Source organism: Roseateles oligotrophus (genome assembly GCF_014204525.1).
In the GTDB taxonomy this organism is placed as follows: domain Bacteria; phylum Pseudomonadota; class Gammaproteobacteria; order Burkholderiales; family Burkholderiaceae_C; genus Paucibacter_A; species Paucibacter_A oligotrophus_A.
The window spans coordinates 462,124-476,089 of sequence record NZ_JACHLP010000001.1 but is presented as its reverse complement, the minus strand read 5'-3'; the positions used below and the strand labels follow the sequence as shown (position 1 = coordinate 476,089).

13 protein-coding genes and 2 tRNA genes are annotated in these 13,966 nt (G+C 65.3%); 11 read left to right on the top strand and 4 right to left on the bottom strand.

The genetic code is table 11. The annotated features are described in order from the left end of the window. Window positions 1-9: 9 nt before the first annotated feature. Window positions 10-750 carry a two-component system response regulator OmpR gene (ompR, locus tag HNP55_RS02185; protein WP_184295716.1) on the bottom strand — a complete coding sequence of 247 codons (741 nt, stop codon included), beginning with the start codon at window positions 748-750 and terminating at the stop codon, window positions 10-12. A 255-nt stretch (window positions 751-1,005) separates the two neighbouring features. Here ompR and HNP55_RS02180 point away from each other — a divergent pair, with 255 nt between their 5' ends. Beyond that, window positions 1,006-1,764 (top strand): SIMPL domain-containing protein, encoded by a 759-nt coding sequence (locus tag HNP55_RS02180; RefSeq protein ID WP_246448113.1) that lies wholly within the window; start codon window positions 1,006-1,008, stop codon window positions 1,762-1,764. Between the two features lie 9 nt (window positions 1,765-1,773). Here HNP55_RS02180 and HNP55_RS02175 read toward each other — a convergent pair whose 3' ends face one another. Further along, window positions 1,774-2,544 (bottom strand): 3-hydroxybutyrate dehydrogenase, encoded by a 771-nt coding sequence (locus HNP55_RS02175; RefSeq protein WP_184295714.1) that lies wholly within the window; start codon window positions 2,542-2,544, stop codon window positions 1,774-1,776. A gap of 98 nt (window positions 2,545-2,642) precedes the next feature. On the opposite strand from HNP55_RS02175, the gene HNP55_RS02170 reads away from it, so the two are divergent. The 8 genes from HNP55_RS02170 (at window position 2,643) to HNP55_RS02135 (ending at window position 11,752) form a co-directional block, all read left to right on the top strand. Further along, entirely contained in the window at window positions 2,643-3,536 is an 894-nt protein-coding gene (locus HNP55_RS02170) for an alpha/beta fold hydrolase (RefSeq protein ID WP_184295712.1), read from the top strand. A 117-nt stretch (window positions 3,537-3,653) separates the two neighbouring features. Next, window positions 3,654-5,912, top strand: a complete 2,259-nt coding sequence (locus HNP55_RS02165; protein WP_409993727.1) for a RelA/SpoT family protein — start codon at window positions 3,654-3,656, stop codon at window positions 5,910-5,912. Between the two features lie 63 nt (window positions 5,913-5,975). Then, window positions 5,976-6,052 (top strand) — tRNA-Val (locus HNP55_RS02160). A 62-nt stretch (window positions 6,053-6,114) separates the two neighbouring features. After that, window positions 6,115-6,191: transfer RNA gene (locus HNP55_RS02155), tRNA-Val, on the top strand. A gap of 158 nt (window positions 6,192-6,349) precedes the next feature. Further along, a complete protein-coding gene (locus HNP55_RS02150) occupies window positions 6,350-8,368 on the top strand; it encodes a M13 family metallopeptidase (RefSeq protein ID WP_184295708.1) in 2,019 nt (672 codons plus the stop codon). A 158-nt stretch (window positions 8,369-8,526) separates the two neighbouring features. Continuing rightward, the gene (gene phaR / locus HNP55_RS02145) at window positions 8,527-9,108 is read left to right on the top strand and encodes a polyhydroxyalkanoate synthesis repressor PhaR (protein WP_184295706.1); all 582 of its coding nucleotides are present in this window, start codon (window positions 8,527-8,529) and stop codon (window positions 9,106-9,108) included. A 45-nt stretch (window positions 9,109-9,153) separates the two neighbouring features. Next, window positions 9,154-10,554 carry a 30S ribosomal protein S12 methylthiotransferase RimO gene (rimO, locus tag HNP55_RS02140; protein ID WP_246448111.1) on the top strand — a complete coding sequence of 467 codons (1,401 nt, stop codon included), beginning with the start codon at window positions 9,154-9,156 and terminating at the stop codon, window positions 10,552-10,554. A gap of 1 nt (window position 10,555) precedes the next feature. Continuing rightward, window positions 10,556-11,752: a PLP-dependent transferase gene (locus HNP55_RS02135; RefSeq protein ID WP_184295702.1), complete on the top strand. Its 1,197-nt coding sequence runs from the start codon at window positions 10,556-10,558 to the stop codon at window positions 11,750-11,752. A 164-nt stretch (window positions 11,753-11,916) separates the two neighbouring features. Here the strand turns inward: HNP55_RS02135 and smpB are convergent, their stop codons facing one another. Continuing rightward, entirely contained in the window at window positions 11,917-12,438 is a 522-nt protein-coding gene (gene smpB, locus HNP55_RS02130; RefSeq protein WP_184295700.1) for an SsrA-binding protein SmpB, read from the bottom strand. Window positions 12,439-12,491: 53 nt separating this feature from the next. Between smpB and HNP55_RS02125 the strand changes: the two genes are divergently transcribed. Further along, window positions 12,492-13,007 carry a type II toxin-antitoxin system RatA family toxin gene (locus HNP55_RS02125; protein WP_184295698.1) on the top strand — a complete coding sequence of 172 codons (516 nt, stop codon included), beginning with the start codon at window positions 12,492-12,494 and terminating at the stop codon, window positions 13,005-13,007. After that, entirely contained in the window at window positions 12,994-13,344 is a 351-nt protein-coding gene (locus tag HNP55_RS02120; RefSeq protein WP_184295697.1) for an RnfH family protein, read from the top strand. Before HNP55_RS02125 ends, HNP55_RS02120 begins: the two co-directional genes overlap by 14 nt. 4 nt (window positions 13,345-13,348) lie before the next feature. Here the strand turns inward: HNP55_RS02120 and HNP55_RS02115 are convergent, their stop codons facing one another. Beyond that, window positions 13,349-13,888: a DUF4124 domain-containing protein gene (locus tag HNP55_RS02115; protein ID WP_184295695.1), complete on the bottom strand. Its 540-nt coding sequence runs from the start codon at window positions 13,886-13,888 to the stop codon at window positions 13,349-13,351. Window positions 13,889-13,966: the final 78 nt, after the last annotated feature.

The following is a 13,966-nucleotide window of genomic DNA, read 5'->3' as shown; positions in this document are numbered from 1 at the left end:
GCCGGGGCATCAGGCCTGGCTTGCCTCATCCGGCACAAACACATAACCCACACCCCAGACGGTCTGGATATAGCGCGGCTGGGTCGGGTCGGTCTCCAGCAGCTTGCGCAGGCGCGAGACCTGCACGTCCAGGCTGCGGTCAAAGGGCTCGAACTCGCGGCCGCGGGCCAGCTGGGCCAGTTTGTCGCGCGACAGCGGCTGGCGGGGGTGGCGCACCAGGGCCTTGAGCATGGAGAACTCGCCGGTGGTCAGGGGCAGGGGCTCGCCGTCCTTGGACAGGCGGCGCAGGGCCAGATCGAACTCGAAGGGGCCGAAGCTGACGGTCATTGGCTCCAGCGAGGGGGCGCCGGGCGCCTCCAGCGCCGGGCGGCGGCGCAGCACGGCGTTGATGCGGGCCAGCAGCTCGCGTGGGTTGAAGGGCTTGGCGAGGTAGTCGTCCGCACCCACTTCCAGGCCGACGATGCGGTCCACGTCCTCGACCTTGGCGGTCAGCATGATGATGGGGGTGTTGTCGTTGCCGGCGCGCAGGCGGCGGCACAGGGTCAGACCGTCTTCGCCGGGCAGCATCAGGTCGAGCACGATCAGGTCCACCGTCTCGCGGGTCAGCTGGCGGTTGAGGGCGCGGCCGTCTTCGGCCAGCAGCACCTCAAAGCCTTCCTGCGTCAGATAGCGGCGCAGAAGGTCACGGATGCGGGCATCGTCGTCGACAACCAGGATGCGATTGGCACGTGTACTGCTGGGGCTGTTCATGGCGTTTGAAAAGGACTTCTTGAATTTGTAACAGCGGCATTGTGGAGCGATTTCGGTCGATTTGGCATGTGCCGGCCCCGCCGTTACAGGCCCGTAACAATTGTGTGAGCTCTGTGTGCCTTGTGCGGGGACTGGGTCGAGCGCGCTTGGCAAAGTCAACGTTTTCGGCCCGCCCGCGCTTAAGCTGAGGGCCTTGAACATCCAACCCGGATCGCGGGCCCAAGAACCGAGTCTCATGACGAAGGAGAAGCAGATATGCACAAGACCGATAGAAGCCTCAGCAAGAACAAGACCCTGCGCAGCCTGCTGGTGCTGATGAGCGCGGCCACGGCCGCCGGCTTGGCCGTGGCCGCCCCGGCCGGCCAGAATCAGGACAATCTGCCGCGTGATCGCCTGAATCTGAGCGCCTCGGCCAGCGTCGAAGTGACGCGTGATGTGCTGGGCGTGAGCTTCGCCACCACCAAGGAAGGCACGGATGCCGCCGCCGTGCAGACGGCCTTGAAACAAGCCCTGGACGCCGCCCTGGCCGAGGCCCGCAAGGCCGCCAAGCCGGGCCAGATCGAGGTGCAGACCGGCAATTTCTCGCTCTACCCGCGCTATGCGCCCAAGGGTGGCATCAATGGCTGGCAGGGCACGGCCGAGCTGCTGGTCGAGGGCAAGGACGCCGCCGGCATCGCCCAACTGAGCGGCCGCATCAGCAGCATGAATATCTCACGGGTGAGCTATAGCTTGTCCAAGGAGCAGCGCCAGAAGGTGGAGGGCGATGTGGTCAAGCAGGCCATCGCCAACTTCAAGGCGCGCGCGGCCGACTACGCCCAGCAGTTCGGTTACGGCGGCTACAGCATCGGCGAGGTGAATGTGAACACCCAGGACTCCGGCCCCATGCCCATGGCCGCCCCGCAGATGCGCTTCAAGGCCATGGCGGCCTCGGCCGATGAGGCCTTGCCGACCGAGGCCGGCAAGGCCAGCGTGACGGTGAATGTCAGCGGCACCGTGGTGATGACGGTGCGTTGAACTGGCAGATTACTGCGCGGTCCAGCCGCCGTCCAGGCTCCAGGCCTGGCCGCGCACATTGCTGGCGGCCTCTGAGCAGAGGAAGACCGTCAGCTCGCCCAATTGCTCGGGCGTGGTGAATTGCAGCGAGGGTTGCTTCTCGGCCAGCAGGCGGCGCTTGGCTTCCTCGCCGTCCACCTGTTCGGCCAGGGCGCGGGCGTCCACCTGTTTTTGCACCAGCGGCGTCAGCACCCAGCCCGGGCAGATGGCATTGACCGTCACCGGGCTGGTGGCCGTCTCCAGGGCCACGGCCTTGGTAAAGCCCACCAGGCCATGCTTGGCCGCCACATAGGCCGATTTATTGGCCGAGGCCACCAGCCCATGCACCGAGGCCAGATTGATGATGCGGCCCCAGCCGCGCTGCTTCATGCCGGGCAGGGCCAGGCGGGTGGTGTGGAAGGCCGAGCTGAGGTTGATGGCGATGATGGCGTCCCAGCGTTCGGCCGGGAACTCCTCCACCGGCGCCACGAACTGGATGCCGGCGTTGTTGACCAGGATGTCGCAGCCGCCGAATTCGGCCTCGGCATAGTCCATCAAGGCCGCTATCTCGGCGGGCTTGCTCATATCGGCGCCGTGGTAGCCAACCTTGACGCCCAGCGCCGCAACCTCGGCCTTGGGGCCTTCGACATCGCCGAAACCGTTCAACACGATATTCACCCCCTGGCGGGCCAGGGCCAGGGCAACGCCCAGTCCGATGCCGCTGGTGGATCCGGTCACGATGGCAGTCTTGCCTTTCAACATGGTGCGTCCTTTTAAAAGAATCGATCTCAGTGAACAGCTGTGTGGCTCATGCACACTATAAGGACCTCGCAGAACCCTCCTCCTGAAGGACGCAATTCATGGCCCTTGTTGATCCGCAGCTGAATTTTGTGCAATGCCTGGGCGCGGCCGGTCTGCACCGCATGGCTTACTGGGAATGGCCTTATCGCGGCCCTGCCTTGGCCGAGGGCTGTGCACCGCCGGTGCTCGTCTGTGTGCACGGCCTGTCCCGCCAGGGGCGTGACTTCGACAGCCTGGCCCGCGCCATGCAGGACCGCTACCGGGTGGTCTGCCCCGATGTGGTCGGGCGCGGTGAGTCGGATTGGCTGGCCCATCCGGCGGGCTATCAGTTGCCGGCCTATGTGGCCGATATGGTGAGCCTGCTGGCGCGGCTGAACGCGCCGGTGCTGGACTGGGTGGGCACCTCCATGGGCGGCCTGATCGGCATGGGCCTGGCCGCCCTGCCTAAGAACCCCATCCGCCGCCTGGTGCTCAACGATGTGGGCCCGACGATTGCCTTCGAGGCCCTGCAGCGCATCGGCGGCTATCTGGGCCTGCCCAAGCGCTTTGCCTCTGCGGCCGAGGGCGCGGCCTATCTGGCCAGCATCTCGGCCGGCTTCGGCCCGCACAGCGAGGCGCAGTGGGCGGCGCTTTCGGCCCCCATGCTGCGGGCCGAGGGCGGGCAGTTCAGGCTGCATTACGACCCCGCCATCGCCCAGCCTTTTGCCAGCTTCACCAAGGAGTTGGCGGAGTACGGCTCCGCGGCGCTGTGGAAGAGCTACGAGGCCATAGCCTGCCCGACCCTGCTGCTACGCGGCGAGGACTCCGATCTGCTCAGCGCCGAGACCGCGCAGCAGATGACAGAGCGCGGGCCGCGGGCGCGTTTGCAAGGCTTTGCCGGCGTGGGCCATGCCCCTACCTTGATCCAGCCCGAGCAGATCGCCGCGGTGAGACGTTTTCTGAACGAGGCATGATGGCGGCCTGATGTTGTTTGGCAGGGTGTTTGAAAAGAAGAAATGAAGACGGGATTGAATAGAAGCCTGGCAGGTGAACCCTGGGCCGGGAACGCCGCCCAAGAGGCCGCGCCCATCGTGGCCCTGCTTGATGTGGACCTGCCGGGTTGTGGCGCCGACGCTGCCCCCGATGCCTGCCCAGCGCCGGCGCGCGAGGCGAATCCTGTCCTGCGGGCGCGCGCTTTTGCCGAGCCCTTGCTCAGCGCCCAGTTGCTGGACACCGGCGAAGAGGCCCTGGCGCATGCCGACGGTGTGGCCGCCATCCTGGCCGGCATCGGGGCCGCGCCCTCCATGCAGGCGGCCGCCTATCTGGTCTATGCCGGCGACTTTCTGGCCAAGCCCGAGGAGGTGGTGGCCAAGGCCTTTGGCGAGTCCTATGCCAGCCTGGTCACGCATACCCGGCGCCTGGTGCAGATCCAGCGCGCCGCACGCGAGGCCAAGGTCGAGGCCCAGCAGCGTGGCGAGCAGACCGAGAGGGTGCGCAAGATGCTGCTGGCCTTCTCGCGCGATTTGCGGGTGGTGCTGCTGCGCTTGGCCTCGCGCCTGCAGACCCTGCGTTACTTTGCGCAGAGCAAACAGCCTTGCCCCGGCACGCTGGCCACCGAGTCGCAGCAGGTCTTCGCACCGCTGGCCAACCGGCTGGGCATCTGGCAGATCAAGTGGGAGATCGAGGACCTGTCCTTCCGCTTTCTGCAGCCCGAGGCTTACAAAGACCTGGCGAAGGCCCTGCTTGAAACCCGGGTGCGGCGCGAGCAGGCGGTCGAAGACGCCCGCCAGGCCTTGCAGCAAGGCCTGGCGGCGCAAGGCATCCAGGCCCAGGTGCAGGGCCGGCCCAAACACCTCTACAGCATCTTCAAGAAGATGCAGGGCAAGGGCCTGGATCTCTCCCGGGTGTTCGACCTGCGCGCCCTGCGCATCGTCGTGCCCGATCTGACGAGCTGTTATGCCGCCCTGAGCTGGCTGCACGAGGCCTACACGCCGGTGGCGGGTGAGTTCGACGACTACATCGCCCGCCCCAAGCCGAATGGCTATCAGTCTCTGCACACGGTGGTGCTGGGGGCGGACGGCCGGGCCATGGAGGTGCAGATCCGCACCCAGGCCATGCACGAGCATGCGGAGCACGGCGTGGCCGCCCACTGGGCTTACAAGGAGGCGGGCACCAAGGGCTATGCGGGCGTCAGCGCCGCCGGTGATTTCGAGGAGCAGGTGGCGCAGGCCCGCAAGGCCGTGCTGCGCCAGCTGCTGGCCTGGGAGCGGGATCTGGTGGAAGGCCAGAGCCAGGGTCAAGCTGCGGATGCGGCCTTGTTCGATGAGCGCATCTATGTCTTCACCCCGCAGGCCTCCATCGTCGAGCTGAGCGCCGGCGCCACGCCCGTCGACTTCGCCTACGCGGTGCACACCGATCTGGGCCACCGCTGCCGCGGCGCCAAGGTCGATGGTGTGATGGTGCAGCTGAACACGCCGCTGCAAAGCGGCCAGACCGTGGAGATCACGGCGGCCAAGGAGGGCGGGCCCTCGCTGGACTGGTTGAACACCGAGGCCGGCTATCTGCGCAGCCAGCGCTCGCGCGCCAAGGTGCGGGCCTGGTTCAATGTCCTAGCCCAGGCCCAGACCATTGCGCGCGGCCGCGAGGCGGTAGAAAAACTGCTGCAACGCGAGGGCAAGACCGTCATCAAGCTGGAAGACCTGGCCGGCCGCCTGGGCTTCAAGAATGCCGATGCCTTGTTCGAGGTGGTGGGCAAGGACGAATACTCGCTGCGCAATATCGAGCTGCTGCTGCGCCCGACGGTGCAAGAGCCCTTGTCCGACGAGGCCCTGGCCCAGCGCGTCAGCAAGGGCGGCGGCAGCGGGGCGCCGCGCGGTGGTGTGCTGGTGGTGGGGGTGGATTCCTTGCTGACCAATCTGGCGCGCTGCTGCCGCCCGGCGCCACCCGATGCGATTGGTGGTTATGTCACCCGTGGCAAGGGCGTGGCCATCCATCGCATCGACTGCATCAACTTCCGCCAGATGGCCCAGCGCGCGGCCGAGCGCGTCATCGACGTGACCTGGGGCGGCGCGGACTATGGCTCCGGCCCGGCGGGCAAGGGCGCGCCGCTCTATCCGGTCGATGTGATCGTCGAATCCTCCGACCGCCAAGGCCTGCTGCGCGATGTGCTGGAGGTACTGGCCAAGGAGAAGATGAATGTCACGGCGGTCAACACCCAGTCGCTCAAGCAATCCAAGGGCGAGACGGCCTGGATGAACTTCACCGTCGAGGTGGCGGATTCGGGCCGTCTGGCCCAGGTCTTGCGCAGCGTCTCCCAGGTGGCGGGGGTGCGCAGCGCAAGGCGAAAGTAATTGGCGATTCCGGCCCAACTCTTGCCGGAGCCGTAAAAACCATGCTACACTGCAAAGCTCTTGAGGCGCGTAGCTCAGCTGGTTAGAGCACCACCTTGACATGGTGGGGGTCGTTGGTTCGAGTCCAATCGCGCCTACCAAAACACGGTAGGCGTTACTTCAAGTAAGTCACGTTGAAAAAAGAAAAACAAGAGTTCCCTAAAGGCGCGTAGCTCAGCTGGTTAGAGCACCACCTTGACATGGTGGGGGTCGTTGGTTCGAGTCCAATCGCGCCTACCAAATTGGTAGGTACCTCTCAGGTACGGAAAAGCCCGAGCACTCTTTGAGTGGCCGGGCTTTTTGCTTTCCGCCCCGCCAGGCCATCCCTGCTGAAAGTCATCTTGCCGGCCCGGTGTGCTTGGTCTACCCTCGCACGCTTTTCCATTCAAGGCTTTGGCATGAAGATTTGGCGACTGGTCCCCTTGGCGGGCTTGATGATGTGTTCGGCTTGGGTGGGGGCGCAGACGGCGGCGCTGTCGGGTCTGGACCTGAAGGGTTTTGACGCCAAGGTAAGGGCCCAGGACGATTTGTTCCGCGCGGTCAACGGGGCCTGGCTGAAGTCCACCGACATCCCGGCCGACAAGTCGGCTTTCGGCACGTTTGAGCAATTGGCCGACAAGTCCGATGCCCAGGTGCGTGCGCTGATCGAGGGCTTGCAGGCCAAGCCGCAAAAAGAAGGCAGTACCGAGGCCAAGATCGCCGCCTTCTACGCCAGCTTTTTGGACACCGCTGCGATCGACGCCGCGGGCCTGGCGCCCATCCAGCAGCGCCTGGGTGGTATCGCCGCCATCCAGACGCCGGCCGAGTTGGCCAGATGGCTGGGTGCGGCCCAGGGCATGAGCAACACGCCGATCGCCCTGACGGTGATGGCCGACGTCAAAGAGCCCAATATCAACCGCGCCGTTGCGATGCAGGGCGGCCTGGGCATGCCCGACCGCGACTACTACCTCAAGGCCGACGCCAAGCTGGCCCAGGTGCGCAAGGCTTATCTGGGCTATTTGACGACGCTGGCGCGCCTGGCTGGCGAGGCCCAGCCCGAGCGCATCGCCGGCCAGGTGCTGGCCCTGGAGCAGCGCATCGCCAAGCTGCACTGGGACAATGTTCGCAACCGCGATCCGGTCAAGACCTATAACCCGATGACGCCGGCTCAGCTGGCCAAGCGCGCGCCCGGCCTGGATTGGCCGGTGTTTTTGCAGGCGGCGCAGCTGGGTGGTATCGATCGCTTGTCCGTGACCCAGCCCAGCGCGATTGCGGGCCTGGCCCAGCTCTTCAAGACCGTGCCGCTGGAGACCTGGAGGCAATATCTGAAGCTGCGCGCCCTGGATGAGAGCGCGCAAGTCCTGCCCCAGGCCTTCCGCGATGCCTATTTCGCCTTCCACGGCGCGGCGCTGACGGGCGCCAAGCAGCCGCTGCCGCGCTGGCAGCAAGGCATCAACGAGGTCAATACGGCGCTGGGCGAGGCGATCGGTCAGGTCTATGTGGCCGAGCATTTCCCGCCGGCCTACAAGGCGCGCATGCAGGAACTGGTGGGTCATTTGATGCAGGCCTACCGCGAATCCATCGACGGCCTGAGCTGGATGACGCCGGCCACCAAGGCCGCCGCAAGGGAGAAGCTGAGCAAGTACATGGTCAAGATCGGCTACCCCGATGCCTGGCGCGACTTCTCCAAGCTCGATGTGCGCCCGGGCGATGCCTTTGGCAACGGCCTGCGTTCGGCGGCCTTTGAATACCAGCGCATCGCGCTGCGCGCCGGCCAGCCGGTAGATCGCGCCGAGTGGGGCATGACGCCGCAGACCGTCAACGCCTACTACAACCCGGCCTTGAACGAGATCGTTTTCCCGGCCGCGATTTTGCAGCCGCCCTTCTTTGATATGGCTGCCGATGATGCGGTCAATTACGGTGCCATCGGCGCCGTCATCGGCCATGAGATCAGCCATGGTTTTGACGACGAAGGCAGCCAGTTCGATGGCGATGGCAAGCTGCGCAATTGGTGGAGCGAGGCCGATCGCAAGGGCTTCGACGCCATCGGTGCCCAGTTGGTGGCGCAGTTCAACAAGTACGAACCCCTGCCGGGCAAGAAGGTCAAGGGCAAGTTGACCCTGGGTGAAAACATCGCCGATTTGTCGGGCCTGCAAGTGGCTTTCAAGGCCTATCAGCGCTCGCTGGGAGGCAAGCCCGCGCCGGTGCTGGACGGCTTCAGTGGCGAGCAGCGCTTCTTCTTCGGTTGGGCCCAGGCCTGGCGCTACAAGGCGCGTGATGAGCGCACGCTGCAATTGCTGACCACCGACCCGCATTCGCCGCCGGACTTCCGCACCAATGGCGCGGCCATTAACCACGATGGCTTCCACCAGGCCTTTGGCAGCAAGCCGGGGGACGCGATGTTCAAGCCGGCCGAGCAGCGCATCCGTATCTGGTGAGCTGAGTCGCCGCGCTAGCGGCAGGTTGATAATGTGCGCAGCCCTGCTTCCCAGGGCTGTGTTTTTTGGGTCATCTCGGTAGAAGTATTGCCCGCGCCGCCGAGAGCGGACTTCTAGAATGAGGCCATGCCCAATAACCGTCTGACAAGGAGTGTTTCATGGTGACTGCCCGCAGAGGCAAGACGGCGGAGTCGGCCGAGGCCGAAGAGACATCGGCGCTGCGGGTGCTCAAGAAGTACCCAAACCGCCGCCTGTATGACACTCATACCAGCAGCTATATCACCCTGGCCGACGTCAAGAAGATGGTGCTCGACGGTCAGGCCTTCGAGGTGCGCGATGCCAAGACGGCGGAAGACCTGACGCGCAGCATCCTGCTGCAAATCATCTTGGAAGAAGAAACCGGCGGCGTGCCCATGTTCAGCACCAGCTCGCTGGAGCAGATCATTCGCTTCTACGGCCATGCCATGCAGGGCGTGATGGGTGATTATCTGGAGCGCAACGTCAAGACCTTTGGCGAGCTGCAATCCCGCTTTGCCGAGCAAAGCCAGGGTCTGGCCTTCAGCCCCGAGCTGTGGACCCAGTTCATGGGCGCCCAGTCGCCGATGATGCAAAACCTGATGGGCGGCTATGTGGAGCAAAGCAAGAGCCTGCTGAGCCAGATGCAGGAGCAGATGAAGGAGCAGATGGAAAAGGCCGGCGCCCTGTTCCCGGGCATGCCGGGCTTTCCGCCCAAGAAGTAGCGGAGTCGGGCACGCTGTCGCCGCGGAATGAGCGAAAATCACCGGATGACTGCAATCCAAACTCCCAGCCCGCTCGGCACCAGCGCCCCCAAGATTGGCTTTGTTTCGCTCGGCTGCCCGAAGGCGCTCACCGACAGCGAGCTGATCCTGACCCAGCTGCGGGCCGAAGGCTACGAAACCTCCAAGACCTTTGCCGGTGCCGATCTGGTCATCGTCAATACCTGCGGCTTCATCGACGACGCCGTCAAGGAAAGCCTGGACACCATTGGCGAGGCTCTGGCCGAGAACGGCAAGGTCATCGTCACCGGCTGCCTGGGTGCCAAGGCCGGCGCCAGCAGCACGGATGCCGGCAGCTTGGTGCGCGAGATGCATCCCAGCGTGCTGGCCGTCACCGGCCCGCATGCCACGCAAGAGGTGATGGACGCCGTCCACACCCATGTGCCCAAGCCGCACGACCCCTTTGTCGATCTGGTGCCTGCCTACGGCATCAAGCTGACCCCCAAGCACTACGCCTATCTGAAGATCAGCGAGGGCTGCAACCACCGCTGCTCCTTCTGCATCATCCCCAGCATGCGCGGCGATCTGGTCTCGCGTCCCATCGGCGATGTGCTGAACGAGGCGCGTGCCCTGTTCGAGTCCGGCGTCAAGGAATTGCTGGTCATCAGCCAGGACACCAGCGCCTATGGCGTGGACGTCAAATACCGCATGGGTTTCTGGGACGGCAAGCCGGTCAAGACTCGCATGTTCGACCTGGTGGCCCAGCTGGGCGAAATGGCCAAGGCCCATGGCGCCTGGGTGCGCCTGCACTATGTCTACCCCTATCCCCATGTGGACGAGGTGCTGCCGCTGATGGCCGAGGGTCTGGTCCTGCCCTATCTGGACGTGCCCCTGCAGCACGCCCACCCCGATGTGCTCAAGCGCATGAAGCGTCCCGCCAATGGCGAGAAAAATATGGAGCGCATCCTGCGCTGGCGCGAGACCTGCCCGGACATCGTGATCCGCTCCACCTTCATCGCCGGCTTCCCCGGCGAGACGGAAGAAGAATTCCAGTACCTGCTTGACTTTATGCAGGAAGCCCGCATCGACCGCGCCGGCTGCTTTGCCTACTCGCCGGTGGAAGGTGCCTCGGCCAATGACTTGCCCGGCGCCTTGCCGCAGCAGGTGCGCGAAGAGCGCCAGGCCCGTTTCATGGCCGTGGCCGAGGCGGTATCCACCGCCAAGCTGCGGTCGCGCATCGGCGCCACCATGCAGGTGCTGGTCGACTCTGCCCCGGCCCTGGGTCGCAAGGGCGGCGTGGGTCGCAGCTATGCCGACGCGCCCGAGATCGACGGCACGGTGCGCATTCTGCCGCCCGAGAAGGCCAGCCGTACGCTCAAGGTGGGCGAGTTCACCAAGCTGCGCATCGTGGCGGCCGAGGGGCATGACCTCGTCGGCATGCCGGTTTGATATGAGCAAACGCGCCATCTCCACCGAGCAGATCCACCACCCCTATCGCCCGCCCGAGGGCTGGGATGCGCACCCGGTGGGGGTGTTCAAGGCCTCCACGGTCTTGTTCAAGGACACCGCCGACCTGCACCGTTACCGCCCGCGCGATGGCAAGAGCTATCGCTACGGCCTGCACGGCACACCCACCAGCTACACCCTGGCGGCCCGCATCGCCACGCTGGAGAGTGCCGAGCACTGCCTGCTGGTGCCCAGCGGCCTGGCGGCCGTGACCCTGGTCAGCCTGGGCCTGCTGCGGCCCGGCGACGAGGTGCTGGTGCCTGACAATGTCTATGGACAAAACCGTTATTTGAGCGAATCCCTGCTGCCGCAGTTCGGCATCACCTACCGCTTTTACGATCCGCTGGACGCTGCCGGCCTGGCCGCCATGTTGGGCCCGCAGACCAAGCTGGTATGGCTGGAGGCCGCCGGTTCGATCACGCTGGAGTTCCCCGATGTGCTGGGCATTGTGGCCGCCTGCAAGCAGCGGGGCGTGCTGACGGCCATGGACAACACCTGGGGCGCGGGCCTGGCCTTCAACGCCTTTGAGCTGGCCCCCGGTCTAGGTGTGGATGTGTCCATGCAGGCCCTGACCAAATACCCCTCGGGCGGCGCCGACGTGCTGATGGGCTCGGTCTGTACCCGCGACCTGGCCTTGCATGAGCGGCTGAACTATATGCACGAGCATCTGGGTTATGGCCTGGGGCAGAACGATGTGGAGCTGGTGCTGCGCGCCTTGCCTACGCTGGCGCTGCGCTACCGCGCCCAGGACGCGACGACCCGTGCCTTGGCGCAATGGATGCAGGGCAGGCCCGAGGTCGCCCAGGTTCTGCACCCGGCGCTGCCCGGCTCGCCCGGCCATGCGTATTGGCAGCAAACCAGCAGCGCCGGCGCGGCCTGCCTGTACTCGGCCATCTTCAAGCCCGAGTACAGCGCGGCCCAGGTCGATGCCTTTGTCGATGCGCTGGAGCTGTTTGGCATCGGTTATTCCTGGGCCGGGCCCATGAGCCTGGCCGTGCCCTACGAGATGTCGCGCAGCCGCGCCTTGCCTTCCAAGCTGGCGCCGGGCCGCATCGTGCGCTTTGCCCTGGGGTTGGAGGATGTGGCCGATCTGCAAGCCGACCTGGCTCAGGCGCTGAGCCAGTTGTCGGCGGGGAAGTAAGCTTAGAACTTATCCGCAAATAGCCGGGGTCGGCTGGCGGACGCTTTGAACGCATGGCGGCGTTACAAATCCTCGCGATACCCCCGGGTATCGCTGTGGTTTGCGCCTTGCCCTGCGTCCAAATCGCCCCGCCATCCTCAACCCTGCTATTCACGGACAAGTTCTTATTCCTTGCGCCCCGTGGCCTTGTGCCGCATCAGCTGGCCTCGCTCGCGCTCCCAGTCGCGCTTTTTCTCGGTGTCGCGCTTGTCGGCCTGGTCCTTGCCCTTGGCCAGCGCGATGTCGGCCTTGATGTGGCTGCCCTTGAAGTGCAGGTTCAGCGGCACGATGGTGAAGCCTTTTTGCTCGGTCTTGCCGACCAGGCGGCGGATCTCGTCTTTTTTGAGCATCAGCTTCTTGGTCCGGTCGGCCAAGGGGCTGATGTGGGTGGAGGCGGTGCGCAAGGGGTTGATGCGGCAGCCGATCAGGAATAGTTCGCCGTTCTTGATCATCACATAGCCGTCGGTCAGCTGAACCTGGCCGGCACGTATGGCCTTCACCTCCCAGCCTTCGAGCACGATGCCGGCCTCGAAGAATTCGCTCAGGTGGTAGTCGAAGCGGGCGCGGCGATTTTCGGCGACGGGTTTGCTGCTGACGGCGGGCTTGGCCTTGGGTGGCGGCCGGTTGGCGTTTGTGGATGTGGACATGGGCTGGGTTCTTTTTCTGGGCGGGCAGGGCGCCAATACAATGCAGCCATTGTATGAAGCACGTGAAGAAGTCTGTCCTCCTTTGGTACTCGCCCCGCGAGATGTATGAACTCGTGGTCGGCGTGGCACGCTATCCGGAGTTTCTGCCCTGGTGCGAGCAGGCCGAAGTGCTGAGTTGCCAGGCGCTCGAACAGCCCGCTGCGGCAGCGGATGCGCCCAGCGAGTCGGTGACGGCGCGTTTGCAGATGGCTTATGCCGGCGTGCGCCATGGCTTCACCACCCGCAATACGCACACGCCCAATCGGCGGGTCGATATGGCCTTGGTGGATGGGCCCTTCTCCGAGCTGGAGGGGGAGTGGAATTTCCTGCCGCTGGGCAAGCCGGGTGCCGCCACGGACCCCGCGCAAGCGGGCGCGGAGCCCAAGGCCTGCAAGATCGAGTTCGAGTTGCGCTACGCCTTCTCCAGCATGGCCTTGGAGGCGGTAGTCAGCCCGGTGTTTGATCGGGTTGCTAACACCTTGGTCGAGCGTTTCGTGCAGCGGGCCGAGGCCGTGTATGGCGCCCGCTGACGGCCTGCGGCCAAGCCTGTGCGTCGAACTGGTCTGGAGCCCCGCCAAGGGTGATGTGCGACAGGCGGAGTTCATGGTGCCGGCCGGCACGACGATTGAGCAGGCCTTGCGCGCCTGCCCCGAGTTTGCCGAGCAACTCCCCCGTTTGGCACAGCTGCGCATCGGTGTCTGGGGCCGGGTGCAGGGTCTGGATGCGGTCTTGCGGGCCCGTGATCGCATCGAGGTCTACAGGCCGCTGACGGTGGACCCCAAGGAGGCGCGGCGCCAGCGCTACAAGGCGCGCGGCGAGCGCATCGTCTCCAAGCATCGCCCGCTGGCGGGCAAGACGAGTCGCTGATTTTTTAGCGGCATTCCGAGCTGGCCGCGGCGCGGGTGCGCTGCAGCTCGGCTTCGCGCTGCTTGTCGTCCAGCACCTCGGGCTCGCCCTGGGCATTGACCCGGCGGATGCGCACGCCACTCTCCAGCAGGCGCAGATTGTCCTGGGCGCTTTGGCAGTTGGCGCGGCGTTGCTCGGCGCTGCGGCGCGCTTCTTCTTTTTGCTGGGCTTGCAGCTCTTTCTCGCGCTGTTTTTCCTGGGCCTGGCGGGCCAGCTCTTCCTTGGAGGGCGCGCTGCGCACGGCCGAGGCGGCACTGGCCGGGGCTTCGCTGGCGGTGGTCTGGCCATAGGGCTGGACCACGATGGGCGCACGGCGCGCATTGGCCGGGCGCTGAAGAATGTCTTTCTCCGGCGTGCCATTGGGGGGTGGCAGATCGCTGAATTGCAGCTTGCCGGTCGGGTCACGCCACTTCCACTGCGCGCTGGCGGGCAGGGCTGCGCCCAGCATCAAAACGCTGAGCAGCGCAAGGCGGGTGAGGGCGGCAAGAGAGTGCGTTTTTGACATGGGCTGAGTGTAGCGGCGGCCTTGGCGAGCAGGGCTAGCCCTGGACCCCGAGTCGGTGTAAGCGAGTGTGCGGATGTG